Origin of the sequence: Pseudorhizobium marinum, from assembly GCF_000705355.1 — a bacterium.
Lineage (GTDB): Bacteria > Pseudomonadota > Alphaproteobacteria > Rhizobiales > Rhizobiaceae > Neorhizobium > Neorhizobium pelagicum.
The window spans coordinates 39,103-65,727 of sequence record NZ_JMQK01000013.1 but is presented as its reverse complement, the minus strand read 5'-3'; the positions used below and the strand labels follow the sequence as shown (position 1 = coordinate 65,727).

Below are 26,625 nucleotides of genomic sequence, written 5' to 3'. Positions count from 1 at the left end.
AACGTCGGGGAGCGACGGAATGACCCCAACCAATGTCCCAGACCCGACCGCTGTCACCGTGCCGACGCCCTTGAGCGTGCGGTTCATGCCCTACATGCTGCTGGCGCCGGCGGTGCTGGTCACACTGTTCATCGTGTTTGTGCCGATGGTGCAGGCGCTCATCACCAGCCTCTACGACCTTGTTCTGTGGAAGCCGAACGCCAGCCGATTTGTCGGCTTCGGCAACTATGCAAAGCTGTTCGCAGACCCGCTGTTTTGGACCGCACTCGGCAATACGGCCATCTGGATCGGCCTGACGGTGCCGCTGCAGATGGGGCTCGGTCTCGTCACGGCGCTGCTGCTCAATCGGGAATTTCCATGGCGTGGTCTGGCGCGGGCGCTCATCATCATCCCCTGGGCCCTTCCCAGCGTGGTGATCGCATTGATGTGGCGCTGGATCTATGATCCCAATACCGGCGTGCTCAACGATCTCCTGCTCTACCTCTCCGTCGTGCGGTCAGCTGTGCCGTGGCTCGCCGACCCGGACCTTGCGCTTTATGCCATCATCGCGACGCTCACCTGGCAGGGTTTTCCCTTCTTCGCCGTGATGATCCTCGCCGGTCTCCAGGGGATCCCGCGCAGCCACTACGAGGCCGCGTCCATTGACGGCGCATCGTCCTGGCGGCAGTTCGTCCACATTACTCTGCCAGGTATCGCGCCGGTCCTGGCAACAGCGGGGCTTCTTCGGGTGATCTGGGTTGCCAACTCGATGGACGTGATCTTCATCATGACCGGCGGCGGACCGGGCTACTCGACCTATACGCTGCCACTCTACGCCTTCGTTCGCGCACGCCAGAACCTCGATTTTGGCTATGGCACGACGATCGCCGTCACCTTCACGATCCTGCTGGGCGCAGTCGTTGCCGTCTATCTCGCTCGAACCATGCGGGAGGTGGAGACGTGAACAAGCCTTCCACCGTAAGACGGATCCTCATCACAGACCTGCCGGTCCTGCTGATTGTGCTCTTCGCCATGGCGCCCTTCGCCTGGATGGTGCTGACCTCGCTGACGCCCACGGCAACGCTGAACGCCACGGGCGTTTCCGTGTCGCCTGCCGGCTGGAGCATGGACAACTATCTTCGCCTCTTCCGCCAGACCTCATTCCTGGACAATATGCTGGACAGTCTCATCATCGCTGGCGGCACGGTTGTCATCGGTCTGGCTGTCGCCGTGACGGCTGCCTATGCGTTCTCTCGCTTTCGCTTCGTCGGTCGCAAGTTGTTGATGCTGCAGTTCCTGCTCATCAACATGTTCCCGATCGTGCTGCTGATTTTGCCACTCTTCGTGCTGATGCGCAAAGCAGGTATTCTTGACACGCATTTTGGCCTGATCCTGGCCAATGCGACGGTCGCTATTCCGTTTGCCGTCTGGATGCTGACGAGCTATGTCGGCGCAATTCCAAAAAGTCTCGACGAGGCAGCCATGATCGACGGCTGCTCGCGGCTGGCGGCGCTGCGCCGGGTCGTTCTGCCGCTGACCATGCCGGGCATCATCTCGACCGGCATCTATATCTTCATCACGGCCTGGAACGAGTTCCTCTACGCGCTGACGCTGGGCGGCAAGAACGTGCGTCCCGTGACCGTCGCAATCCAGACGCTGATCGGCGAGTACCAGATCGAATGGGGCTTGCTGGCAGCCGGTGCCGTTGTCGGCGCGATGCCGGCAACCTTGCTTTTCCTTCTCGTGCAACGTCGCCTGATTGGCGGTCTGACCCAGGGTGCGGTGAAGGGATGAAACGAAATGAACGAGGACAGACTATGAACCCTGTCGGATTGATCTCCATGCAATTTGCACGGCCGTTTACGGCTGAGCACTTTCCGCTCTTTTCCCAAATGCGAAGTCTCGGCTACGATTTCGTCGAGCTTCTGGTGCCTGAGCCGGGGGAGCTGGATCTGGCCAGGACGCGCGAAGCGCTGGAGGCCGCAGAACTTGCCGTCGTGCTTGCGGCGCGCGTCAACATGCAGCGCAACCTCTCATCGGACGACCCGAACGCCCAACGCGCCGGAATCGACTATCTGAAGTATGCCGCCGACTGCGCCACCGCGCTCGGCGCAACCATCGTGGGCGGCCCGCTTACCGGCAATCCGCTGGTCTTTGCCGGTCGTGCGCCGCAACCGGTGACGGAGGAGGAGCGCCTTGCCCGCAAGGCACGCTCTGTTGCCGGCCTGAAGGAAGCGGGCGACCACGCGGCAGGCCGCGGGATCGTCCTTGCGGTCGAGCCGCTGAACCGTTTCGAGAGCGACGTGCTTTGCACCACGCAGCAGGCAGTTGAACTGCTGGATGCCGTGGATCATCCGGCAGTTCAACTGATGCTCGATACTTTTCATATGCACATGGAAGAAGCGTCCATTGCCGAGGCGGTCCGGCTGGGCGGCAGCCGCGTGGTACACTTCCAGGCCAATGAGAACCATCGGGGCTTTCCAGGCACCGGTGCCACCGATTGGGTGGAGGTATTTCGCGCCCTTCACGACATCGGCTACAAGGGCCCGATTTCGCTCGAACCGTTTCGCCGCAACGACGACCGCTTCGGCGTTCCCTTTGCCCAGTGGCGCCCGCCCCATGAGGACGAGAGCGACCGCCTTGCCGCCAGCGCACAATTCATCAAGTCCCACATCCTGCTTACGGAATTTCGTCGATGACACTCAAGATCGGTTGGATTGGCTGCGGTATTCACGCAAGTCAGATGCTGCTTCCGCAACTCGTCCGCCACGACGTTCAGCTCACGGCACTTTGCGATATCGATGGCAACCGTCTTGCAGCAGCCGGACGGCAATTCGGCGTGACGCATCTCACAAACGATGCTCAGGAGCTGATCCGTCGAACCGACATCGATGCAGTTGGCATGGCGGTCGGGCCGGACCAGCATCTGATGTTTGGAAAGATGGCGCTGGAGCGGGGCCTGCCGGTGTTCATGGAAAAGCCGCCATCCGGCAGCGCCGCAGGTGCCCGCGAGCTGCTCGCTGCCTCGGAAAAAGCGGGAAAGCCGCTCCTCGTCGGCTTCATGAAGCGCTATTCCGCAGGAAACAAGATTGCTTCGAACATTCTCCGGTCCGGCCGCTTCGGCGACGTGCACGGCCTCACCGGCTACTATATGACGGCGCCGGGATATTTTGCCGGGAACGTCGACTACACCGGATTTTTCCTGCACCATTGCGTGCATCACATGGATCTTGTGTCCTTCCTGGTGTCACCGGTCACGAAACTGACGGCGCGCAAGGTCGAGAAGGGCCGGGGTATTTTGCTGTTCCACGTCCACTTCGACTTCGAGTGCGGCGCGATCGGCACGATTGCCATGGGCACGGGACAATCGCGCGGTGCGCCGGTCGAACGTATCGAGATCATGGGTGACCATCAGCGTCTCGAGGTCGACAACGTCATCGAGGTGCGCTGGAACCGCAACCCGCCGTTCAAAATCGACGACCCGGCGGCGGCGCTCGCCGATGGTGAAGACACGCTGAGCTGGAAGCCGAATTTTACGGCTGCAGCCAACGAGGATCCGAAAGGCTATCATTCGTTGCTTGCTGACGTTGTCCCTGCGCTTGCAGGTGCCCAGACATCTGCACCGACCATCCGCGACGGCGTCGTCGCAATGGAACGCCTGGAAAAACTTCGCCATGAACTGGCGCTGTGATCGTCAGCTGTTTCCTGAACTGACCGATCTTGAGGGCCGCCGGTTGGAGTGGCGGCCTTCGGGACGGTCTCGACCAGCGTTGCGACAGGCAATATGTCCATCCAACGTCTCGCATGGAGACCGGACGGGGCAAGCGTCGAGCCAGCTTTCGAGATTTTCGACGTTTCCCCCAACAGCTGCCGTAGGTCGGTTGCGGTACACACTGGTGCATAGTGGGACGTCGTAGAAACCCTCCACTTTTTCCTGTAACTATGATGTTCGTGGCAGAACCTCAGCCTTCAACGGATGGAGTGGAAAGTGAGCTTTGCTGAAAGCTATCTGGGGCGGATGCGGGCCAGGATCGGATCAACGCGCATTTTGGTTCCAGGTGCGCGTGTGGTGATCAAGCGACATGACGGATGGGTCCTGATGCAGCATCGAAGCGACTTCGATGTCTGGGGTATTCCTGGCGGCAATGCTGAGGAGGGAGAGGACCTGCAATCGGCAGCCACACGCGAAACAATGGAGGAGACAGGCGTCCGCATCTGGAACCTCCGTCCTTTTGGCTTTGGCGATGACCCTGGTTTCGAAACAATGACTTTCCCGAACGGCGACATTTGCCAGTTCTTTGTCATGATGTTTTACACGACCGACTACGAAGGTGTTCCGGTCGTGGCCGATGACGAGTCAAAGGCGATTGCCTGGGTAGACCCCAACAACCTCCCAATCATGCTTCCGAATATGCGGCGGAGCATCGAAGCATTCCAGCGATTCGAGGCAACGGGTACCTTCCAGATGATCTGACGGTTGTCCCGGGATCGGCTCGCGCTTCAGACGATTTTGCTCCAATACCGGTCATCGCACGGATGCAACGATGGTGTTGGTCTTGGCGCCGGGAGATAGGCGATTAGCGATCTCAAGTTAGCAGCCTTCGACGTCGATGGCACGCTGCTGCGTGGCCAGAACATTTTTGATGCGGATGATCGAGGCGCTGCCCGATCGTCTCGACGACCCGCCGCGACGGCCTGGATCAGGACTTCCCGGCCAAGCGGGTGTGCCGCTCCCAGGATCACGTCGCGGATTGTCTATGCGATATGGCTCCTGCGCCAAGGGGTTCCGGCACGGGCTTCGTGAGCAGATGGTCGCGACCGGACATCCATTCCCCCTGCACCTGCTCAGACAAACGTTCGTTGTCGCGCCTTCGAATGTCCTCGATCGCGCCGTCGACCTCGGCTTCGGCAAAACCCAAGGTCCGAAGTCCTTGCGCGCCCATCAGATAAGCGGACTCAGCCGTCTCCCGGATCTGATAATCGACGCCGGCGCGGATCAACTGAATCGAATGGCCGCGATCATAACTGCGCACCAGAAGCCGGGCCTGCGGAAATTCATGCTGCGCCATGTCTACGATCTGGAGGGCCGCCGTTCGATCGTCAATGCAGATCATGATCGCATCTGCCTCCGCTGCGCCGGAATTGCGCAATACATCGAGGCGTGCGCCGTCGCCGAAGAAGATCTTGAACCCCCATCGCCCCGCATCGCGGATCCGGTCCGGGTCATTATCGATGACGGAAAGGGCGATGCCTCGAGAAAGCAGCAGTTGCGAGGCGATCTGGCCAAAGCGGCCAAAGCCGATGATGAGCACCCGGCCCTTCAGATCGTGCGCTGCGTCGACGCCATCCATCGATGTCTTGCGGCGAAGCGTGCGGCCGGCCACGATCAGAACGAAAGGCGTAAGGGCCATGGAAAGGATCACGATCGTGGAAAACAATGCATTTTCCCGCGCGTCGATGACGCCGGCGGAAACTGCCGCCGCATAGAGCACGAAGGCGAATTCACCGCCCTGCAGAAACATGGACGTCCGGTGAAGCGCCTGATGGTTATCTCCGCCGAAAAGTCGCGCAACCACGTAGACCGCAATCCCCTTTGCGACAGTGAAAGCGGCCAGTAGCGCGAGCAGGAGCGGCCATTCGGCAGCGACCACCGACAGGTCGAGCGACATACCAACAGCCAGGAAAAACAGGCCCATCAGCAGACCCCGAAATGGCTCGATATCGCTTTCGATCTGATGCCTGTAGCTCGATCCCGACAACATCACGCCGGCCAGAAACGCGCCCATCGCCATGGACAGGCCGGTGATTTCCATCAGCAAAGCGGCTCCCAGGACCACCAGGAGGGCGCCGGCCGTCAACACCTCCCGCGCCCGGCTTCGCGCCAGCAGCGCGAAAAGCGGGTTCAGCCCGAAGCGCGACACAGACAGCAGCGCCAGCAGGGCAGCGACAGCGATGACCATATCCGCCCATCCCGCATCCCCACGAGCGAGAGGCGACAGAAATGCGACGACGGCCAGCAACGGGACGATCATCAGGTCTTCGAACAGCAGGATCGAAACCGATTTTTGCCCTTCATTGCTGGCAATCTCGCCCCTATCCCGAAGCAGCGACATGATGACTGCCGTCGAGGACAGGACAAAGCCCGCGCCGGCGACGAAGGCGGTTGAAACGGAAAAGCCGAAAAGCACCACGCCGGTCACTGCGAGTGCGCCGGTCGCCAGCCCGACCTGTACGAGGCCCAGCCCGAAAATCTGCCCGCGCATCGTCCATAGCTTTTGCGGCCGCAACTCGAGACCGATCACGAACAGGAACATCACCACGCCCAGTTCTGAGAAATGCAGGATCGACCCGGCATCGGTGATGAAACCGAGCACCGAGGGGCCGACGAACATGCCGGCGGCGAAATAGCCGAGCACCGAGCCGAGGCCGAGCCGCTTGAACAGGGGAACGGCAACCACGGCCGCCCCCATCAGCACGATTGCGGGCCCGATTGTTTCTCCAAGGCTTGCTTCAGCCATCAACTTGCCTTTCTGGTTCACTCTTGCGTCTGTTGCAGGTTTCGGAAATCGACTGAGAGGGCCTCACACCGTGGGCAGGGCGGCCCAGATCATCAGCGTCCCGAAAACGATAAAGATGAGGCCGGTCAGCATGCGCCCGCGTCGCGCGTGCTCGGGCTTGTGCAGCAGCCGGACGGCCTGCCGGGCTCCCAGGGCGTAGCCGCCCAGAATGACGAATTTCACGATCACGAAAGTGCCGACCAGAGCCACCATCAGTGAAGCTCCGCTATCCGCTGGGAGGAATTGGGGAAACAGCGCTGCAAAGAAGAGGACGGCTTTCGGATTGCTGATGCCGACGCCGAACGAATGCATCCACAGCGCTCTGCCACTCTGCTGCGGCGTGGCCGATCGATCGGACTGCGGTGTCGGGGACCGGAAATAGGTCCAGCCGAGCCAGATGACGTAGGAAGCTCCCAGGATCCGCAGGACGAGGAACGCGACGGGATAGGCAGTCAGGAGGGCGCCCATTCCGAACACGGAAAGCGTCGCAAGAAGGGCTATGGCCGCCAGGTCCCCGCTTAGAGCAACAAGCGCGCGGGTTGGGCCGACGACCAGCGCGTTGTTGACAAGAAAAAGCGTCGATGGACCAGGCGTTCCGGTCTGAACGGCTGCGACGAGGATGAAGGCAATAAACGACGAAAGTTCCATCTCGCACCTGTATTGGGAGAAGGGATGGCGGGATGGAGGTCTCCCCGCCATCCGTGCCGGGTCAACCTAGGCTAGGGACCGGCGTATTGAGCAGTTGCTGTTCCCACATAAACGCCACGCCGCTGCCGCCGGCGTGCTGGATCAGTATTTCCGCCATGTCTCCGGCGGTGTCGGTTCGGGCCCAGTCGCGCTGCCACTCGGCTGCAACCGCCATCCAGGTCATCATGTTGGCTCCGGCCGATATCATGCGCTGGACAGCGATCTCATGGGCTTCGGTGGAGGTGCCGCCCGAGGCATCGGTGACCACCGTGACATCCCAGCCTTCGCCGAGGGCCTGAATTGTCGGCATCGCCACGCAAACTTCGGTCCAGAGGCCGGCAATGATCAGCTGCTTGCGGCCGGTTGCCTTGACCGCATCCACCACATTCTTGTCCTGCCAGGTGTTGATCAAGGTGCGGTCGATCACCTCCTGGCCCGGAAACACCTCGGTGAGCTGGCGAAACAGATAACCGCCTCGATCGGCAATGACCGAGGTGAGGATCGTGGGAACCTTGAAGGCCTTCGCGGTCTTGGCGAGGGCAACCGTGTTGTTGACCACCATCTGGGGCTCATGGCTGTTCAGGTTTGCCAGTTGGTAGGGCTGGTGATCGATCAACACGAGGATCGAATCTTCAGGACGAAGAAGCGAGTCGAGGCCGTTGCGAAATGTCATGATTGCATCCTTTTGCGGCGTTGGTGTCTGAGGAGGGCAAACGCCGGCGGCGCCATACCTGGGGTTCGTATTGCCGTTCCTAAATCGGGTGCGATAGTGTCGCCCAGCGGCAAGCTGTGTCGCGAAACGAGCAACGAAAAGGTGGACATGTAAAATGTACTGAGGGTGTTTGGGCGCTGAATGGTCTTGGCTGGGGGCCGCCGAGCGGGCCGATTGGCTGTTGCTGGCCCGGGGGCCGGTGAACGACAGGCAGTGGCCGATCCGAAGCGGCGTATTCATCATGGTTCAGGTCCCGGGCTGACCGACAAAGACGTAGAGCCGGCGAATGCGGCCATTCTCGAAAAGCGCAAACATCCGCACCGGTCTGATCGCTGGAAAAGTGAACCCACCGGGAACCCGGTCTTCGTTGGTCATGGGTGACTTCCCGAAGATCGAGCTTATAAAATTGGATGGCGAGCAGTCTCCTTTTCACCATTCACCATTCACCATTCACCGCTTCCGGTTATGACTGGCGTCGCAAAAACGGATGGGATAGTCCCTGGATGTGAAGCACGGCGTTGCGAGGAAGGGAACGCGGTACGGTGGACACAGAAGATCTGCAGACATTCGTGGAGGTTGCCGATGCAGGGGGTATCTCTGCCGCGGCGCGCCGGCTTGGTCTTTCAAAGTCAATCGTCAGTCGGCGGCTTTTCAAACTTGAAGCCGAACTGGGCGTCCAGCTTCTTCTTCGCACGACCCGTGGTGCCGCTCTCACCGAGGCCGGGGTGACGTTCCGGGAACATGCCGCGCGCATCGGAGTCGAACTCGACATGGCAAGGGAGACGATGCTTCCGAGCGGCAAGCTGCGCGGTCAGCTCAGAGTGGCGATGCCGCTGTCTCTTGGTCCCACCCATTTCGCACCGGTGCTGGCCGAGATGGCGCACGGCAATCCGGATCTCCAGCTCCATGCTTCCTATAGCGATCGCTTTGTTGATCTCGTCGCCGAAGGTTTTGATTGTGCCATTCGCGTCGGGCACCTTCCGGACTCAAACCTGATTGCCAAGCGCATCGGGCCGATTACCGGAAGTTTTGTGGCAAGCCCGGACTATGTAAAACGCCACGGCGCGCCGGAAACGCCGGAAGAACTTCTCACCCATGAGGCGCTCATGCAGGGCACCGAATCCTGGAAAATGACGGATGGTGACCGGATCATCACGGTTCAGCCGCAGGGTCGTTTCAAGGCCGATAACGGCGTGGCCCTCGTCGCCGCGGCCGCTGCCGGATTGGGGATCGGCTGCGTTCCCGATTGCCTCATCCACGACCTCGTATCATCCGGGAGACTTGTTCCCGTCATGACGCGCTTTCCGCCGCTGTCGGCAGCGGCATATGTCGTCAGGCCTTCGGGCCAGCACCCGTCCCAGAAGGTCAGGGTTCTCACCGAGATGCTGATCGAACATTTCAGGGCCAATCCGGAGCTTTGGGGCCGCGCCTGAGGCTCGTTTCCTTTAGGTTTTTCAGCCGGCCTGCTGCTTTCGACAACCACATCGTGACCGTTCCAATCGACGCGACACGGATGTGCGGTTCGCGCAACTAGCGCCTCCACTCTTCATCGGCGAGCCTGCGTGTCAGCGGCTCTGTCACAAGCAATATGCGGCCTGCTGAAACGAACCAGCCTGTTCGCATGCGACACAGGTTCAAGAAGGAGTACCCTCATGAGCTGGATCCCTGCAATGGCTCCCGGCTGCCCTGATGATATGGGCGCAGACGTCATCGAGACGCTTATCGTGCCGCGCTCACGTGATCTCGGCGATTTCGAGGTTCGGCGCGCTTTGCCGGCTCCGAAGCGGCAGATGGTTGGCCCCTTCATCTTTTTCGACCAGGCGGGGCCGGCCGAGTTCCTGACGGGCCGGGGCGTCGATGTCCGTCCGCATCCGCATGTCGGTCTGGGCACCGTAACTTATCTGTTTCAAGGCGATTTTCACCATCGAGACAGCACTGGCGCCGACCAGATCATCCGTCCCGGCGAGTTGAACTGGATGGTTGCGGGGCGCGGCGTCACCCACTCGGAACGCACGAGCGCCGAGGCGCGAAGCGGCCCCAACAGCCTGTTCGGCATCCAGACCTGGCTGGCACTGCCGGAGAAGGACGAGGAAGCTGCCCCCCAGTTCGAACATTACAGCAAGGGCACGCTGCCGGTTGTCGAGGACGAGGGCGTGAAGCTGCGGCTTATACTGGGCAATGCCTATGGGGAGAAGGCGCCGGCAAGGATGCTCTCGGAAACCTTTTACGCCGACGTCATGCTTGAGGCAGGACGCCGCCTGCCGATGCCCGACGAGCACGAAGATCGCGGCATCTATATCGTCGAAGGATCGATTGTGGTGGCCGGACAGGACTATGAGGCCGGTCAGATGATGGTCTTCCGTCCCGGCGACAGGATCACGATCTCGGCGGGCGCGAGAGGAGCCCGGTTGATGATCCTCGGTGGTGCCACGCTGCCAGGTCCCCGTTACATCTGGTGGAACTTCGTGGCCTCGTCGCGGGAGCGCATCGAGGAAGCCAAGGCCGAATGGCGCGCTCAGAAGTGGGGGCAGGGCCGCTTCGACCTGCCTGTTGGCGACCGCCAAGAACACATCCCGCTACCAGACTGAGACAAACCGGCGAAAAAAAAATTGGAAACCAAATGCATTGTGAGCTGACGAAGGACGTGCAAATGAGCAGTAATTGGCCCCAACTCGACTATCTCGGCTGGCGTGAGACATGTTCCGCCCTGCAGCTCTATCTGCAGGTAGCGGGAAAGTACCGCCTGGCGCATACCCCGTGGCTCAATCACTCCTGGAACGCGACCTTCTACGTGACGCCGCGCGGTCTTACATCGTCCCTGATCCCCGATGGTCCGGGCATCGAGATCCAGTTCGATCTTCACGGCCACCAGGTGTGCGGGATCGCCGGAGACGGCAAAACGGCCAGCTTCCCCCTGGAGCCGACGACAGTCGCGGCCTTTCACGAGAAGTTTCTGCAACTGGTCGCCGAGCTCGGCGGCACCCCCACCTTCAGCGGCATGCCAAACGAGGTTCCGTTCCCTGTGCCGTTCAGGGAAGATCTTCGTGACCGACCGTATGACGGCGACGCGGTCCAGCGTTTTCATCAGGTGCTGATGGCGGTCGACGGCGTCTTCAAGGCGTTCCGCTCGTCCTTTCTTGGAAAGTCGAGCCCGTCACACCTGTTCTGGGGTAGCTTCGATATGGCCGTCACGCGCTTTTCCGGACGGCGCGCGCCGCTTCATCCCGGCGGCATCCCGACGTTGCCGGATCACGTGACGCATGAGGCCTATGACCGCGAAGTTTCGTCGGCGGGCTTCTGGCCGGGCGGCGGCGGCATCGACTATCCCGCCTTCTACGCCTATGCCTATCCTGAACCCGCAGGCTTCCGTGCTGCTCGTATCCGGCCCGAAGCCGCCTTCTGGCAGGAGGGTCTTTCGGAGTTCGTACTCCCCTACGGTGCCGTGCAATCGTCTGCCGATCCCGCCGCGATCCTTTTTGAGTTCCTGGTGTCGACCTATGAGGCAGCGGCCGATCTTGGCGGTTGGGACCGGGATGGGCTGGAATGCATGCCGGGACGGAAGGGGCAGGCGCGACCCCATGACGCCGCGCAATCCGGGCCGGCTCCCGCGCCGACCCACGCAGATGTCGACCGGGAGGATACAGGATCCAAGGGACGGTACGTGATGGTCGTCGACGGCGTCGAGGCCGAGATGACATATAGTCGGGTTGGCAATGGCATGATCATCATCGATCACACCGATGTTCCCCCAGCTCTGCGGGGGCGCAAGGTCGGCGAAAGACTTGTACGGCAGGCGGTGGAGGACGCCCGACGTGATGGCACTGCGATCGTCCCGCTTTGTCCGTTCGCAAAGGCGCAAATCGATCGTCATCCGGAATGGCAGGATGTCGTCTCGAAATCTTGATCTTGCCACTTTGCCTGATCGGGGTTCGCGTGACAGCCTTCGCTCGCGTGGCAGACTTCGCTCGTGTGGCAGACTTGGGTCATTGGTTGGCGCATCTGTCTCTGGGCACGTGCGGGGGAGCGCGGCAACCGGGTCCGTCACCTTTGTTCCGGAACGGGTTTTCGTCCGGCTCCAGGGGCTCTTAGGGATCTTCCGTGTCTTGGCGATTCATCACCGCGCCTGCAGGTGGCAATCCGCTTGAGAGATCGGATATCACCTTGTCGTCTCGACGAGGCTCTTGCCTCGCTTAGGGGCCGGGCCCGATGATCGCCGCTCGATGAACGTCGATGCGATCAGCACCCGTCTGGCCGGTACGGGGTGGCTTGCCATCTCGATACGTTCCAGCAGCAGCCGCAAGGCTGTTGCACCCATTTCCAGGCCTTGCACCTTGATGGTGGTTAGCTGCGGAGAGATCTGCGTCGCCGCCGAGAAATCGCCAAAGCCGACGACGGACATATCCTCCGGGATCTTGTAGCCGCGCGCGAGAAGCTCGGAAACGGCAGTGAGAGCAAGTCCGTCGTGCGCACAAAACAGGGCCGTGGGTGCAATCCCGGTATCGTGGAGAGACCGGAGCGCGGGAATGAAGCCTCCGTCCTCCTTGAAGCGAAGGTCATGAAGTCGCGCGTCAGGGTATCGCTCAAGGCTTTCACGCAGGCCGTAATAACGTTCCATGCGGCCGCGATAGCCTTCCTCGCCCTGGAGAAAGGCAATGTCACGATGTCCAAGGCCGATCAGGTATTCGCCGACGGCAATCCCTGCTTCATGGTCGGTACCGCCGACATGGTCGGCCTGTTCGAGAGGGGCAACCCAGCCGAGGCGAACTGCGGGAACACCGGACGATCTGACGATATCCAGCGTTCTCTGCTCATGGGGGCCAACCAGAATGATGCCGGCGCTGTCCTTGGCCAGAGCTTCCACCCGATTGGCATCATGAGTCCACTGCAGGCGCACCGGCTGACCCAATCGGTGTGCTTCCTGCTGCATTCCGTCCTGCAGCATGGTGCGCAGCTCGTAGCTGACGCTGTCGACCAGGTCATGGAAAATGAGGGTGATCTCGCGCTGTTCTCCTGAGGGTTTCTGGCGCTGGTATCCCAATCGCGTGGCGGCATCCTCGACGCGCTTGCGTGTGGCGTCGCTGACCCCGGGCTTGCCCGATAGCGAGCAGGAGACCGCAAATTTTGACAGGCCGGTGTCCTTGGCGATGTCCTGCAACGTGACGCGGCTCATGGCAGACCCCTTCGATCACTTGTGATGCTGTTCGCGGAGATAAGTCTCAACATAACGCTTTACCTAACAAATCACCTAATGCAAGCTATCACAAATGCAAAGCCGTAAGCTAGTGTCCGAAGCGGATCGGTGACAGTGAACGAGGCGGGAGCGAACCTGAGGAGGGGCGGCTTTCGGCTAGGACATGACGAGAGGAGGAAATACCATGCAAGGGTTCAGTCGCCGCGCGTTTCTCACCGCGAGCACCGCCGCCATCCTGCTGCCTGCAATGCCCGCTGTCGTGCTGGCCAACTCCGCCAGGGAGCCTGTTGTGCTTGAGGCCCTGGTCAAGGAAGGCAATCTCCCGGCGGTTGCCGACCGCCTGCCGCTCAACCCGTTGATCGTCACGCCGATCGATCGCGTCGGCACTCATGGGGGCGACTGGAACAGTGCGATCGTCGGTGGCGGTTCCCTGTCCATGTTGTTCCGATACCAGGCCTACGAGCCTCTCGTGCGGTATGCGCCCGATTGGTCGGGCGTGGTGCCGAACGTCGCAGAACATTTCGAAAGCAATGCCGATGCCACGGAGTTCACGTTCAGGCTGCGCAAGGGCATGAAGTGGTCGGATGGCCAGCCCTTCACCACCGAAGACATCATGTTCTGGTACGAGGATATCTTCGACTACGAAGGTCTCAACGATGTGGGCCAGAACCACCTGCGTGCAGGCGGCCAGAAGGCGCGCTTCGAAGTGGTCGACGACGTGACGTTCAAGGTGATCTTCGCCGCCCCCAATGGGCTTTTTCCGCTTCGGCTGGCATGGGCCAACGACGACCAGACGACACGGGCGCCAAAGCATTACCTCAAGCAGTTCCACATCAAGTACAATCCCAATGCCGAGGAGGAAGCCAAGACCAAGGGTGCGTCCGGCTGGATCCAGTTGTTCCAGCGCGAGGCGGGCCTGGTCGTCGACAATGAGTTCTTCCAGAACTCGCAGCGCCCCGTCATCCACGCCTGGAAGATGACCGTCGCGCCCGGACAGAGCACCGATCGTGCTGTCGCAGAACGCAATCCCTATTACTGGAAGGTCGACACCGAAGGCAATCAGCTGCCTTACCTCGATCGCATCGTCTACCAGATGGTGGCTGATGCGCAGGTCCTGCTGCTGAAGGCAATGCAGGGCGAGATCGATCTGATGGATCAGTATATTGCCACGCCTGCCAATCGTGCGGTGCTCTATGATTCCCAGGAGCAGGGCAATTTCGGCTTCTACACGCTGACCTCGACGGAAGCCAATGAGATGGTCTTTCAGCTCAATCTCAACCATCCGGACGAAGCCAAGCGCAAGCTCTACAACAACAAGGAGTTCAGGGCGGCGCTGTCGATGGCGCTCGACCGCCAGGCGATCATCGATACCGTGTTCATCGGGCAGGGAACGATTTCGCAGCCCGCCGTGCGGGCCGACGATCCGCTCTACAACGAGAGGCTTGCGACCCAGTTCACCCAGTATGATCCTGATGCTGCCAATGGCCTGCTGGACAAGATCCTGCCGAACAAGGACGGCGAGGGGTTCCGGCTGGATGACAGCGGCAAGCGGGTATCGATCATATTCGAGATCGACCAGGCAAGGGCGACCTTCCTGGATATCTTCCAGCTGGCGTTGCCGATGTTTCAGGCGGTCGGGGTGGATGTGCAGATGCGCAGCATGGACCGGTCGCTCTGGGAGGTCCGGGTTCGCCAGGGCATCGAGTTCGATGCCACCGCCCACCGTTTCGGCGGCAATGGGGGCATCGCGGCCATCCTCGATCCACGCTACTTCATCCCCAACACGACCGAGGCGCTGTATGCCAAGGGGTGGCAGCTGTGGTACCGCGATCCGGCGTCCAAGGGTGCCGTCGAGCCTCCCCAGCCGGTCAAGGACGCACTCGAGCGATATGATCGGGTTCTCGGATCGCCTGATCCCAACGTGCAGCGGCAGCTGATGACCGAGATCCTGGAGATTGCCGCCGACCAGTTCTACGTCTTCGGCGTCTGCCTGCCGAGCGACAGCTACGGCGTGGTCAAGAACGACATGCACAACGTTCCCAAGACGATGCCGAACTCCTGGGGATACCCGACGCCGGGACCTGCCAATCCCGAGACTTTCTTCAAGGCCTAATCACCTCGTCCCGTCCCGGTTCTGACAGGACCGGGGCGGGGACTTCAAACCTGTTGCACGTGCCTCACGGCGCGCCGGCACTTTATTGCCATGGGAAATCCACATGCTGCATCGACCCAACACAACCATCGGCTCCACCGTTCGCTCCCCAGAATGGTACAAGTCGGCCACCCGCTGGACGCAACTGACCTTCGCGGAAGACGATCCGGACAAATACGACCCGGAATTCTGGATCGACGTGTTTCGGCGCACGAAGTCGAACGCGGTGTGCCTCTCGGCCGGTGGGTACATCGCCTATTATCCCAGTGAAATCCCCCTGCATTACGTATCGAAGTTCATCGGCGGCAGCGACCCGTTCGGGACCATCGTCGAGGGCGCGCGCAAACTCGGCATGCACGTCATGGCGCGTGTCGATCCGCATGCGATCCATGCGGATGCAGCCGAGGCGCATCCGGAATGGGTGGCCATCAACCGGGATGGCAGCCCGCGCGAGCATTGGGCATTCCCCGGTATCTTCGTCACCGATGCGCTGGGAAGCTACAACCGCGACTTCACCACCGAGGTGATCCGCGAAGTCGTCACCAAATACGACATCGATGCGGTGTTCGCCAACCGGTGGCAGGGGCACGGGGTCTCCTATAGCGAGGACAACCAGCGCCGGTTCCGGGATGAAACCGGCTTTGATCTGCCTGCAAAACCCGACGCCAGCGATCCGGCCTGGCAGGCATGGGCAGCGTGGCGCAGGCGGATCCTGACCGAACTGGTCGTCTACTGGGATGAAACCGTCAAGGCCATCCGGTCGCATGCGAGCTTCATCCCCAACATGAGCGGCTCCTCGCTGATGGAATTCGACCTGTCTCTCATCCAGAAGCATTGCCCGATCCTGTTCGTCGATCACCAGGCCCGCCAGGGCGTCGAGGTTGGCTGGTCTGCCGGCCGCAACGGCAAGCGCATCCGCGGCACGTTCCGCGACCGCCCGGTCGGGCTGATCACCTCCATCGGACCGGAGGAGGAATATCGCTGGAAGGATTCCGTCCAGAGCGGCGAAGAAATCAAGCTGTGGATCCATGACGGCTTCGCGCAGGGGCTGTTTCCCTGGTTTACCAAGTTCAACGCCTGTGTCCCGGATGATCGCTGGGTGCAACCCGTCGTCGACGCATTCAATCTCCATGCGCAGATAGAGCCGCAGATCGACGCGATGCAGCCAACCGCCGAGATCGCCATCATCGATCCGTCGACGACGCTGCGGCACTGGGCACCGGAAGAACGGCATATCGCCGAGCACAACGATCTCGGCTTCTATCACGCGCTGGTGGAAGCGCGCCTTCCGTTTGAATTCCTCTCCGATCAGGTCATGACGCCGCAGGCGCTGGACCGCTTCAAGCTGATCGTGCTGGCCAACGCCACCTATCTCTCCGACGCGCAGTGTGCAGCCATCGAAAGCTACGTCCAGCGCGGCGGCTCGGTCGTCGCCGCCAACGAGACCTCGCTTTACGACGAGATCGGGAGGAGGCGGGACGATTTCGGGCTGGCGCGGGTGTTTGCAGCGTCTCTGACGTCGGCTCCACGCGGACCGGTGAAGAATACCTATGTCGCGCTGTCCGACCCGCATCCGTTGAACCGGGGCTACGAGGGCGCGGCGCGCATTATCGGCGGGACACGCCTCATGGGCGTCGATGCGGATGCGAAGGCGCAGACACCCTTCCTCTACGTGCCCGATTTTCCCGATCTGCCGATGGAGGAGGTTTACCCCCGCGAGGCACCACAGGGCGCTGCCGTCATCGCACACGAGACCAGCCACGGCGGACGCGTTGTCTATATTCCATGGAATATCGGCGAGGTGTTCTGGAAGGTCCTTGCTCCCGATCACGGGCGGCTGATCGCCAATGCTGTCAACTGGGCCATCGGCAAGGATCATCGCGTCCGGGTCGAAGGCAAGGGTATTATCGATATCGCCGTCTACGAGAGCGACGACGCCATGGCGATCTTTCTCGTCAACCTGACCAACCCGATGATGATGAAGGGGCCGCTGCGGGAGATCTTCCCGATCGGGGAGCAGGCGGTATCGATCAAAATGCCGGAGGGTCGCACGTCGGCCTCGGTCAAGCTGCTGGTCACGGGCGAGCCGCGTCCATGCCGCGTCGTCGCAGATCGTCTGGAAATCCGCGTGCCTTTCATCGAGGCGCTGGAAACCGTTCATATCACCTGGCATTCGTAAGCCGAGGAATACGCAGCGGGAGGAAACCATGCTGGCTTATGTGGCAAAGCGCGTTCTCTACATGATCCCGACATTGTTCGGCATGTCGTTGATCGCCTTCATGATCATCCAATTGCCACCGGGCGACTACCTGACGTCGCTCCTGTCAACCATGGCCGATGGCGGACAGAACCTCGACGCGGCGACGATTGCACGGCTGCGGGCCCAGTATGGTCTCGATCAGCCTGTCTACGTCCAGTATCTGGTCTGGATAACGGGGATCCTGACGCGCGGCGATTTCGGCTATTCGTTCGAGTGGAACCAGCCGGTGTCCACGCTGATCTGGGATCGCATGGGATCGACGCTCATGATCTCGCTGGCGAGCCTGCTGCTGGTCTGGGCGATTTCCCTGCCGATCGGCATCTATTCCGCAGTCAGGCGCCACTCGTTCGGCGACCATGCCTTCACGCTGCTGGGGTTCATTGGGCTGGCGGTGCCCAACTTCATCATGGCGCTCACCCTGATGTATGCGAGCTACCGATTCCTCGGGCAGAGCGTCGGCGGGATCTTTTCGCCGGCCTTCGCCGATGCTCCATGGAGCCTGGCAAAGCTGCAGGACATGCTCAGCCATATGTGGATCCCGGTGATCGTCATCGCCATGTCGGGCACCGCGGCGATGATCAGGATCTTGCGGGCGAACCTTTCGGACGAATTGAGCAAGCCCTATGTCGTCACCGCCCGCGCCAAGGGGCTGCCCGAGCGGAAGGTGATCCTCAAATATCCGGTCCGCATTGCTCTCAACCCGTTCGTCAGCTCGATCGGCTGGGTGCTGCCCGACCTCGTCTCCGGCGTCACCATTACCGCCATCGTCCTCAATCTGCCCACTGCGGGACCTCTGCTCCTGCGGGCCCTCGTCGGTCAGGACATGTATCTGGCCGGCAGCTTCATTCTCCTCATGGGGGTGCTGACGCTGGTCGGGATGCTGATTTCCGACCTCCTTCTGGCCGTGCTGGATCCCCGGATCCGGTTCAACTGAGGGCTTGCCATGCTGATAGACACGAATTCTGCCGCCGTCATGGAGACCGGTCCAGCCGTCAGCCCGCTGAAATCGGGCGGCAAGGTGGTGACCCTGGAAGCCGCCGGCCAATGGACACTCATCCGCCAACGCTTCTTGCGCCACAAGATTGCCGCCGTTGCCGCAGGCGTCATCCTGGTCCTTTATCTGATCGGCGCTTTCGCCGAGTTCCTGGCGCCCGGCCTGCCGAACGCGTCGAGGCCGCAATATACCTTCGCGCCGCCCCAGAGGATTGCCCTGTTTGCTCCCGCGGCGGATGGCGGCACCCGTTTTCTCCCGCACGTCAAGGGCTACAAGATCGAGATCGAGCCCCAGGCACTGCGTCGCAGCTTTGTCGTCGATGAAACGAAAATCATTCCGATCGGTTTTTTCGTCAAAGGCGCGGCCTACAAGCTGTGGGGCGTCATCCCGATGGAAACCCATCTGATCGGGCCGCTGGAGGCGCGCGACCCGATGTATCTGCTGGGGTCCGATCGCCTCGGGCGGGATCTCATGAGCCGCCTGATCTACGGAACCCGCGTGTCCATGTCGATCGGCCTGGTGGGGGTCGCCATCTCGCTGACGCTCGGCGTGATCATGGGAGCGGTTTCGGGCTATTACGGTGGATGGGTCGACACCCTGATCCAGAGGATCATCGAGATCGTCAGCGCCATGCCAACCATTCCCCTGTGGCTCGGCCTGGCGGCTGCCATCCCGCTCAGCTGGTCGCCCCTCTCGGTCTATTTCATGGTCACGCTCATCGTTTCGCTGCTGAGCTGGACGGGACTGGCGCGAGAGGTTCGGGGACGATTCTTCGCGCTGCGCGGTGATGATTTCGTCACCGCCGCGAGGCTCGACGGAGCCGGCGAGCGCCGGATCATCTTCCGCCATATCCTGCCGTCGCTCACCAGCCACATCCTTGCGGTGGTGACACTCGCCATCCCGACAATGATCGTTGCCGAAACCTCGCTGTCATTCCTCGGCGTCGGTCTCAAGCCGCCGGTCGTCAGCTGGGGCGTGCTGCTGCAGGATGCCCAGAACGTGCGAACCGTCGCAACCGCGCCGTGGTTGCTCATCTGGCCCAGCTGCGCCGTCGTGCTCGCTGTGCTGTCCTTCAATTTCTTCGGCGACGGTCTGCGCGATGCAGCCGATCCCTATGATGCGTGAGAGGAAGGTTAGATGATGAAGCCCGACACGCTGCTTTCGGTCCGCAGTCTCTCCATCGATTTCAACCTGCGAACGCATGTGCTGCACGCGGTACGCGACGTCAGCTTCGACCTGAAGCGCGGCAAGACCCTGGCTCTGGTGGGCGAAAGCGGCTCGGGAAAATCGGTGACGGCACGCGCCCTGATGCGGATCATCGACAAGCCCGGCCGGATGATTGGCGGCCAGATCCTGCTCGACGGCCCGAACGGGCCTGTGGATGTGGCGACATTTAAGGAGGGCAGCCGCGAGGTGCTCGCCATCCGCGGTGGGCGGATCGGGTTGATCTTCCAGGAGCCGATGAGCTCCCTGTCGCCGGTCCATACCATCGGGTCGCAGATCGTCGAGGCCGTGCGCTTGCACGGGCGGGTGTCGAAAGCGGAGGCCAAGGCGCGATGCGTCGACCTGTTGCGCCAGGTCGAGATCCCCCAGCCGGAACTGATGGCCGACCGCTACACCTTCGAGTTTTCCGGCGGAATGCGACAGAGGGCGATGATTGCGATGGCGCTTGCCTGCGATCCCGAGGTGTTGATCGCCGACGAGCCGACGACGGCGCTCGACGTCACCACCCAGGCGGAGATCCTGGACCTCATCAAGCGGCTGCAGGACGAACGCGGGATGGCGATGCTGCTGATCACCCACGACATGGGCATCGTCGCCGAGGTCGCCGATGAAGTCGCCGTCATGCGCTTCGGCAAGATCGTCGAGCAGGGGCCGGTCGATGACATCTTCCACGCCAGCCAGCACCCGTACACGCGCCAGCTTCTAGAGGCGACGGTGAAGCTCGAAAGCGGAGCGACAGCGCGCGGCTTGCCGGCTTCGCTTGCGCCCTCCGTCGAGCCGGTGCTTTCCGTGCGAGGCCTCAGCAAGATCTATGGCGCACCCTCACGCATGTTCGCGCGCAGCAGCGGCCGCGGACTGGTGGCCGTCGACAAGGCCAGTCTCGACCTCTTCCCGGGCGAAAACCTCGGGATCGTCGGCGAAAGCGGCTCCGGCAAGACGACGCTCGGGCGCATGATCCTGCGCATCGTCGAGCCGACCTGCGGGACGGTGTCGTACCGCGCGGATGCCGCTGCCGCACCTGTCGACGTCACCTCGCTCGGCAAGGCGGACCTGCGGCGTTACCATCAGGATGTGCGGCTCATCTTCCAGGATCCGTTCGCGTCGCTTAATCCGCGCATGACCGTCAAGCAGATCATCGGCGATCCCCTCGTCATCTCCAAGGCCATGTCGGGCAAGGCCGTGGAGGCGCGGGTTGCCGAGCTTCTGGGCAAGGTGGGCCTGGATCCGCTTGCGATGGAGCGCTACCCGCATGCCTTTTCGGGCGGCCAGCGCCAGCGCATCGGTATTGCCCGGGCGCTCGCCCTCAACCCCAAGGTCATCGTCGCGGACGAGGCGACCTCCGCTCTCGATGTGTCGATCCGCAGCCAGATCCTCGATCTCCTCATCGACATCCAGAAGCAGTTGCAGCTCAGCTTCATCTTCATCTCGCACGATATCTCGGTTGTCCGCTATTTCTGCGATCGTGTCGCCGTCATGCACAAGGGCAGAATCGTCGAAGTCGGCGATGCGCAGACCATCTGCACCAACCCATCGCAGCCCTACACGAGGCGGCTGATTTCCTCCGTTCCTAATCCGGATCCCCGCCACAAGCGCATGCTTCACCGCCTGCGCGCAGACCAACTCTAAAGGGCCCTTCAGCATGCCGAAGTTCGCAGCCAATCTCTCCATGCTCTACACGGAGCATCCGTTCATCGAACGGTTTGCCGCCGCCGCCGCCGATGGCTTCAAGGCGGTGGAATATGTCAGCCCCTACGAGGCGCCCCCGGAAGTGATCGCCGCTGAACTGAAGCGATACGATCTGGTGCAGGCCCTGTTCAACCTTCCGGCCGGCGATTGGGCGGCGGGCGAGCGCGGGATCGCCTGCCTGCCGGACCGGGTTGCCGAATTTCAAGCCTCGGTCGACAAGGCGATCGCGTACGCCCGCGCGCTTGACTGCGGCAAGATTAATTGCCTCGCCGGTATCATGCCTGCCGGTGTGCAGCCGGATGTGGCGCAAGCCACGCTGGTGGGCAATCTGCGGCATGCCGCACAGCGGCTGGCCGATGCCGGGATATCGCTGGTCTTCGAGCCGATCAATACCCGCGACATCCCCGATTACTTCCTGACGACGACCGATCAGGCGGAGCGGCTCATGGAGCAAGTCGGTCACGCCAACCTGCTGATCCAGTACGACTTCTATCACATGCAGATCATGCAGGGCGATCTCGTCGCCACCTTCGAGAGACTGCAGAGCCGGATCGGCCATGTCCAGATCGCCGACAATCCCGGCCGCCACGAGCCGGGTACCGGCGAGATCAACCACGACTTCATCTTCGAGCGGCTGGACGCACTCGGCTACGAGGGCTGGGTGGGTTGCGAATACAGGCCGGCAGCCGGCACAAGCGCGGGCCTGGGCTGGCTCAAGACATATCAGAAAGGGAGCTGACCATTGAAAATCGGATTTATCGGACTGGGTGTTATGGGACGCCCGATGGCACAGCATCTGATCGAGGCGGGTCATGAGCTTTACCTGCATCGGGTGAAGCCTGCGTCGGCCCATCTTGTCGAAGGCGGTGCAACGGCCTGCGCGTCCGCATCGGAGGTGGCACGCTCGGCAGACATCATCATCCTCATGCTTCCCGATACACAGGATGTCGAGCAGGTTCTCTTCGGCGAAGACGGCGTGGTGAGCGGCGTTGAGCCTGGCAAGCTGATCATCGACATGAGTTCCATTTCGCCGCTTGCGACGAAGGAATTCGCCGCCCGGGTCGCGTCGCGCGGGTGCGATTACCTAGATGCGCCGGTGTCGGGTGGAGAGGTCGGCGCACAGGCTGCCTCTTTGACCATCATGGTGGGCGGCAAGCCGGAGATCTTCGAGCGGGCCAGGCCGCTGTTTGAAAGGATGGGCAAGAACATCACGCTGATTGGCGGGGTGGGTGACGGACAGATCGCCAAGGTCGCCAACCAGATCGTTGTCGCACTCAATATTCAGGCCGTCTCGGAAGCGCTCAGGTTTACCATCGGGGCGGGAGCCGATCCTGCCGTCGTCCGCAAGGCGCTGATGGGAGGGTTTGCAGCATCTCGTGTCCTGGAAGTTCATGGGGAGCGGATGATCAATGAGACGTTCGAGCCCGGCTTTCGCATTCGCCTGCACCATAAGGACTTGTCGCTGGCCCTGGAGTCGGCGCGTCTGTTGCAGCTGATGTTGCCGAATACGGCCATCGTCCACCAGCTGATGAACGGAGCCTTGGCTAAGGGGTTGGGTGAGAAAGATCATGCGGCGCTTATCCATGCGCTATAGGCGCCCTGACGGATGGGAGGCCGACGGGAGCGATTGTCGATGATAGAGAACCCCCGTCTGTTTCTGACAGCATTGTATGAGGCGGCCGTACAAGCTGCCGACCCGCTCCACAGGATCAAGGAGCTGCTGCCGGTTCTTCCCCCCAGCGGTCGCGTCGTCGTTGTCGGCGCCGGAAAGGGCGCCGCCCAGATGGCGCGTTCGCTCGAGAGCCTTTGGGATGGTCCCCTGAGCGGTGTTGTGGTGACACCCTATGGCTATGAGTGTGAAACGCTGCGGATAGATGTGATCAGTGCGGCGCATCCGGTGCCGGACAAGGCGGGCATGGTGGCCGCCGAGGCGCTCAAGGCGAGCGTGTCCGACCTGTCCCGCGATGATCTTGTGATTGCGCTGATCTGTGGCGGGGGTTCGGCATTGCTTCCGGCACCTCCGGCCGGCTTTGCTCTCGCAGACGAGGTTGCCTTGAACGAGGAGCTGCTAGCTTCGGGTGCTCCGATTTCAGCCATGAATGTCGTTCGCAAGCATTTTTCAACAATAAAGGGGGGCAGGCTGGCGGCGTCGACGAAGGCCAAGGTGGTCAGTTTCGTGGTTTCCGATATCCCCGGGGATGATCCGGCATTGGTATCTTCCGGCCCCACAATTCCCGACCGCAGCACCCGCCGCGACGCCCTCGAGATCATAACCCGGTATCGGCTCAAGCTTCCGCAGCGAATGCTGGAGTTCATCGGCACGGACGCAGCCGACGCACCGCACCCCGCCAGCCGGGTCTTTGCCACCCACGACCATCACCTCGTTTCCTCCGCTCGGATCTCGCTTGAAGCGGCAGCCGATTTCGCACGCGGTTCAGGAGTTGCGGCTGTGGTCTTGTCCGATTGCATGGAGGGCGAGGCACGGGAAGTTGGCCGCGTGCACGCGGCCATCGCGCGCGAGATCGCGATGCAAAACAGCCCGTTCAATCGCCCCTGCGTGCTGCTCTCCGGCGGCGAGACGACTGTGACTCTCCGAACACGAGACGGAAAAGGCGGGCGCAACGGCGAGTTTGCGCTGTCGTTTGCGCTCGCCGTTGATGGTCTCGATGTGTTCGCGCTCGCGGCTGATACCGATGGCATAGACGGATCGGGAGACAACGCCGGCGCATTTGCAGATGGCACCAGTGTGGAGCGCTTCATGGCACAACAGGTCAACGGTTGCGCCCGACTACAAGCGAACGACAGCTATTGTGCCTTCTCCGCCGTCGGTGATCTGTTCGTTTGCGGCCCCACAGGTGTCAACGTCAATGATCTGAGAGCCATTCTCATTCCATGATCTACAGTCAGACATACCGGACACCGACATCGCAGAAAGCCCGACACGTCAATCCGCACGCCATCGACCCAATGCCTTTGGTCAGGCATGGACGTGTCCTGCGAGCTCCTCCGGTTCTCGGATCGATGAACTTGATTCCACGACATCAGGATGGTGTGTTACACAGTCTTGGCCCAAGCCGCTCACTGCAGGAATGATCTGCAACATGTGCGAGATTTGCAGAAAACGGGCTGTCAGTTCATCCGTGAAACGTTGCAGGACGTCCTTCACCGCCTTGTTGATGTCAAAGGCCGCTTTAGGGCCCTCGCATTGATCCATAGTTCAGCTGATGCCGTTGTTGGCCCCGCCAAGGTTAGGTAAAATCCCCCTGTATATGGACTCTATCTCTGCGGCCTCTGCATCCGTGAGCTGAGCAAATTCTCGCTCGCGTGCGCGCTTGGAAAGCGTTCCATCGTTTTGCCGCAGAAAGCGAAATAGCAGATCCATAATCCTGTCAGGCATATCCACCAAGGCAGACACGCGCTTCCTGAAGGTGTCGTAGCCAGCGAGGAAAGCCGTCTCCGCAGGCAGATCGAGATCGACCGTCCGTGCCACGCACGAGAATAGGAATTCCGCATGCGGTGTGGCATCGAAAAAGCGATAAAAGTCAGCAGTCTCACTGAGCACTTCGACATTCCCACGCTCGGTCGCCACCCAGCGGATCAAAGGCAGCAATCTGCGCGAGTAGCTTTCTAACGTGCGCCGATAATCGCCTATGCGATCAAGGATCACCGCCGATACTGGGAACACAATCCCGGGCGGGTTGAACCCACATGCAGCCAGCACGTGATGGATCAGGAAACGATGAAGACGTCCATTACCGTCTTCAAACGGATGAATATAGACAAAGCCAAAGGCCAGCACCGCGGCAGCAATAACCGGATCAAGCTCTGGAGCTGTCAGGCGGTCGAAGGCGGTCAGGCCATTCATCAGCTCTTCGAGGTCCTGGTGCTTGGCACTGATATGATCAGGGATTGGCGTACCGGTATTGCGGTCATGCTCGCCGACAAACCCGCCTTCGGTGCGCAAGCCCAGCTGCACGAAACGCGCATCGCCGATTACGATACGCTGCAGGCGCAACAGCTCATCCAGATCGATGGAACGCCGTCCGGCTTCCCCGATAACTTGCCCCCATCGCAGGATGCGATCCTGCGGCGGATCTTCCCCTTCGATCTCGAAGCTGGATCGCGAATCCTTCAACAGAAGGAAAGCTGCGGTGCGCGCCAGCAAGTCGGCCGGGACATTCGCGACGAGCGCGCGCGCCTGCGCGGCAAGATTGCGGGCAACGTACGCATTCAGATCCGGCGTCTTGAAGATCATCGGGCAAAAATCAGGAGTACCCGGCAGATTGTTCTTCACGCGATGGCGGGTCGAGCTCGATCCCGCGACAGCCCATTGGCGCTCGGGATCAACGACGCTCGCATAAACACCCGCGGCCGCGTCGGGCAGGTCTAGCTGCTCCTGCAGGAGCCATTCATAGAGAAACCAGATGCGGCGCGCGTAAGATCCCGTCGGAGCCGCGCGGACGATCTCCGCGATAGGGCCGGGTCCGGTAGTGCGGAACAGGGACTTCAGAACAGCGAGGTCGAGCCCTTCATAGCGCAGGGCAAATATAAGCTGGGCATCGAGCGCGCTGGCGGGCTGGTGTCGGGGCGTAAAGATACGCCAGCCGTCGGTTTCATAGACCTTATGGCGCGGGCCAATCGCCGCCAGCGTACGCGGTACCGGCACAGCAAGTTCATAGGCATTGATCAAGGCGGCATATCCCGCAGGGATTGCTTCCTCAGGAAGCCACCGCTCGAGAAAAACAGCTACGGGGCCTGAAAAGGACTTCTGCGGTGCGCGAGGCATAAATTCAGCGCCTTTTTGTGAATAATCAGTGACGGATACTTAGATTGCATGAAAAACGATCACTTCCAATGAAGAATGATGCCAAATATCGGGAGTTCATGATTTTCGGTAACCGAAGCGCATTGTCGTGGCTTATTTGGGTAGCAGGGCAAAGGCGCGGTTTTCTCTGGCACGAGTACCAAAGGCGAGCGGAAGTATGGGCCTGCCTCTAACAAAGCATGGTGGTGACGCGCCGCATTTGAATATGGCACGGCCGTTTTGCGGCTGGGCAAGGATGATAAACAGACAGATCATTTTTTAAGGAATGATACCTGTAGACGTCTTTTTTGTTGACCAAACGGATGAGAGCTTGAGGTGGCGATGGAAAGGCATCACGCCGATAGCGTTCGCTCCGGTA

Annotated in this window: 22 protein-coding genes; 16 read left to right on the top strand and 6 right to left on the bottom strand. The window is 61.1% G+C overall.

All coding sequences use genetic code 11. The features are described from left to right. Positions 1 to 19 precede the first annotated feature (19 nt). From EO99_RS0116100 to EO99_RS26350, 5 genes are all read left to right on the top strand, one after another. The gene (locus tag EO99_RS0116100; protein WP_029619650.1) at positions 20 to 943 is read left to right on the top strand and encodes a carbohydrate ABC transporter permease; all 924 of its coding nucleotides are present in this window, start codon (positions 20 to 22) and stop codon (positions 941 to 943) included. Then, positions 940 to 1,773: a carbohydrate ABC transporter permease gene (locus tag EO99_RS0116095; RefSeq protein ID WP_029619649.1), complete on the top strand. Its 834-nt coding sequence runs from the start codon at positions 940 to 942 to the stop codon at positions 1,771 to 1,773. The genes EO99_RS0116100 and EO99_RS0116095 overlap by 4 nt, the downstream gene beginning before the upstream one ends. 23 nt (positions 1,774 to 1,796) lie before the next feature. Continuing rightward, positions 1,797 to 2,678: a sugar phosphate isomerase/epimerase family protein gene (locus EO99_RS0116090; protein ID WP_029619648.1), complete on the top strand. Its 882-nt coding sequence runs from the start codon at positions 1,797 to 1,799 to the stop codon at positions 2,676 to 2,678. After that, positions 2,675 to 3,670, top strand: coding sequence for a Gfo/Idh/MocA family protein (locus tag EO99_RS0116085; protein WP_029619647.1), 996 nt, complete (start codon positions 2,675 to 2,677; stop codon positions 3,668 to 3,670). The genes EO99_RS0116090 and EO99_RS0116085 overlap by 4 nt, the downstream gene beginning before the upstream one ends. A gap of 297 nt (positions 3,671 to 3,967) precedes the next feature. Continuing rightward, positions 3,968 to 4,453, top strand: coding sequence for an NUDIX domain-containing protein (locus EO99_RS26350; protein ID WP_162179315.1), 486 nt, complete (start codon positions 3,968 to 3,970; stop codon positions 4,451 to 4,453). A gap of 265 nt (positions 4,454 to 4,718) precedes the next feature. On the opposite strand, the gene EO99_RS0116075 is transcribed toward EO99_RS26350, so the two are convergent. The 4 genes from EO99_RS0116075 to EO99_RS28460 all read right to left on the bottom strand — a co-directional run bounded on the left by EO99_RS0116075 (position 4,719) and on the right by EO99_RS28460 (position 8,310). Further along, positions 4,719 to 6,497: a monovalent cation:proton antiporter-2 (CPA2) family protein gene (locus EO99_RS0116075; RefSeq protein WP_029619645.1), complete on the bottom strand. Its 1,779-nt coding sequence runs from the start codon at positions 6,495 to 6,497 to the stop codon at positions 4,719 to 4,721. 63 nt (positions 6,498 to 6,560) lie between these two features. Then, positions 6,561 to 7,184: a LysE family translocator gene (locus tag EO99_RS0116070; RefSeq protein ID WP_029619644.1), complete on the bottom strand. Its 624-nt coding sequence runs from the start codon at positions 7,182 to 7,184 to the stop codon at positions 6,561 to 6,563. 61 nt (positions 7,185 to 7,245) lie between these two features. After that, entirely contained in the window at positions 7,246 to 7,896 is a 651-nt protein-coding gene (locus tag EO99_RS0116065; RefSeq protein WP_029619643.1) for a hydrolase, read from the bottom strand. 285 nt (positions 7,897 to 8,181) lie between these two features. Next, positions 8,182 to 8,310 carry a hypothetical protein gene (locus tag EO99_RS28460; protein WP_268871303.1) on the bottom strand — a complete coding sequence of 43 codons (129 nt, stop codon included), beginning with the start codon at positions 8,308 to 8,310 and terminating at the stop codon, positions 8,182 to 8,184. 167 nt (positions 8,311 to 8,477) lie between these two features. Between EO99_RS28460 and EO99_RS0116055 the strand changes: the two genes are divergently transcribed. The 3 genes from EO99_RS0116055 (at position 8,478) to EO99_RS0116045 (ending at position 11,839) form a co-directional block, all read left to right on the top strand. Beyond that, complete coding sequence (locus tag EO99_RS0116055) at positions 8,478 to 9,368, top strand: LysR family transcriptional regulator (RefSeq protein WP_029619642.1); 891 nt, start codon at positions 8,478 to 8,480, stop codon at positions 9,366 to 9,368. A 219-nt stretch (positions 9,369 to 9,587) separates the two neighbouring features. Next, complete coding sequence (locus EO99_RS0116050) at positions 9,588 to 10,523, top strand: pirin family protein (RefSeq protein ID WP_029619641.1); 936 nt, start codon at positions 9,588 to 9,590, stop codon at positions 10,521 to 10,523. 62 nt (positions 10,524 to 10,585) lie between these two features. After that, positions 10,586 to 11,839, top strand: a complete 1,254-nt coding sequence (locus EO99_RS0116045; protein WP_029619640.1) for a DUF5996 family protein — start codon at positions 10,586 to 10,588, stop codon at positions 11,837 to 11,839. A 252-nt stretch (positions 11,840 to 12,091) separates the two neighbouring features. Here the strand turns inward: EO99_RS0116045 and EO99_RS0116040 are convergent, their stop codons facing one another. Next, positions 12,092 to 13,105, bottom strand: a complete 1,014-nt coding sequence (locus EO99_RS0116040) for a LacI family DNA-binding transcriptional regulator (RefSeq protein ID WP_029619639.1) — start codon at positions 13,103 to 13,105, stop codon at positions 12,092 to 12,094. A gap of 205 nt (positions 13,106 to 13,310) precedes the next feature. Here EO99_RS0116040 and EO99_RS0116035 point away from each other — a divergent pair, with 205 nt between their 5' ends. The 8 genes from EO99_RS0116035 (at position 13,311) to EO99_RS0116000 (ending at position 24,338) form a co-directional block, all read left to right on the top strand. Beyond that, the gene (locus EO99_RS0116035; RefSeq protein ID WP_029619638.1) at positions 13,311 to 15,239 is read left to right on the top strand and encodes an ABC transporter substrate-binding protein; all 1,929 of its coding nucleotides are present in this window, start codon (positions 13,311 to 13,313) and stop codon (positions 15,237 to 15,239) included. Positions 15,240 to 15,342: 103 nt separating this feature from the next. Then, positions 15,343 to 17,457 carry a family 10 glycosylhydrolase gene (locus EO99_RS0116030; RefSeq protein WP_029619637.1) on the top strand — a complete coding sequence of 705 codons (2,115 nt, stop codon included), beginning with the start codon at positions 15,343 to 15,345 and terminating at the stop codon, positions 17,455 to 17,457. A 28-nt stretch (positions 17,458 to 17,485) separates the two neighbouring features. Next, on the top strand, positions 17,486 to 18,472 hold the full coding sequence (locus EO99_RS0116025) for an ABC transporter permease (RefSeq protein WP_029619636.1): 987 nt from the start codon (positions 17,486 to 17,488) through the stop codon (positions 18,470 to 18,472). Between the two features lie 9 nt (positions 18,473 to 18,481). Further along, on the top strand, positions 18,482 to 19,657 hold the full coding sequence (locus EO99_RS0116020; RefSeq protein ID WP_037112182.1) for an ABC transporter permease: 1,176 nt from the start codon (positions 18,482 to 18,484) through the stop codon (positions 19,655 to 19,657). Positions 19,658 to 19,669: 12 nt separating this feature from the next. Continuing rightward, entirely contained in the window at positions 19,670 to 21,382 is a 1,713-nt protein-coding gene (locus tag EO99_RS0116015; protein WP_029619634.1) for an ABC transporter ATP-binding protein, read from the top strand. 13 nt (positions 21,383 to 21,395) lie between these two features. Next, positions 21,396 to 22,181 carry a 2-oxo-tetronate isomerase gene (gene otnI, locus EO99_RS0116010; RefSeq protein WP_029619633.1) on the top strand — a complete coding sequence of 262 codons (786 nt, stop codon included), beginning with the start codon at positions 21,396 to 21,398 and terminating at the stop codon, positions 22,179 to 22,181. A 3-nt stretch (positions 22,182 to 22,184) separates the two neighbouring features. Beyond that, a complete protein-coding gene (locus tag EO99_RS0116005; protein WP_029619632.1) occupies positions 22,185 to 23,036 on the top strand; it encodes a 2-hydroxy-3-oxopropionate reductase in 852 nt (283 codons plus the stop codon). 39 nt (positions 23,037 to 23,075) lie between these two features. Then, on the top strand, positions 23,076 to 24,338 hold the full coding sequence (locus EO99_RS0116000) for a glycerate kinase type-2 family protein (protein WP_029619631.1): 1,263 nt from the start codon (positions 23,076 to 23,078) through the stop codon (positions 24,336 to 24,338). A gap of 321 nt (positions 24,339 to 24,659) precedes the next feature. On the opposite strand, the gene EO99_RS0115990 is transcribed toward EO99_RS0116000, so the two are convergent. After that, positions 24,660 to 26,228, bottom strand: coding sequence for a Fic family protein (locus EO99_RS0115990; protein WP_051679903.1), 1,569 nt, complete (start codon positions 26,226 to 26,228; stop codon positions 24,660 to 24,662). Between the last annotated feature and the right edge of the window lie 397 nt (positions 26,229 to 26,625).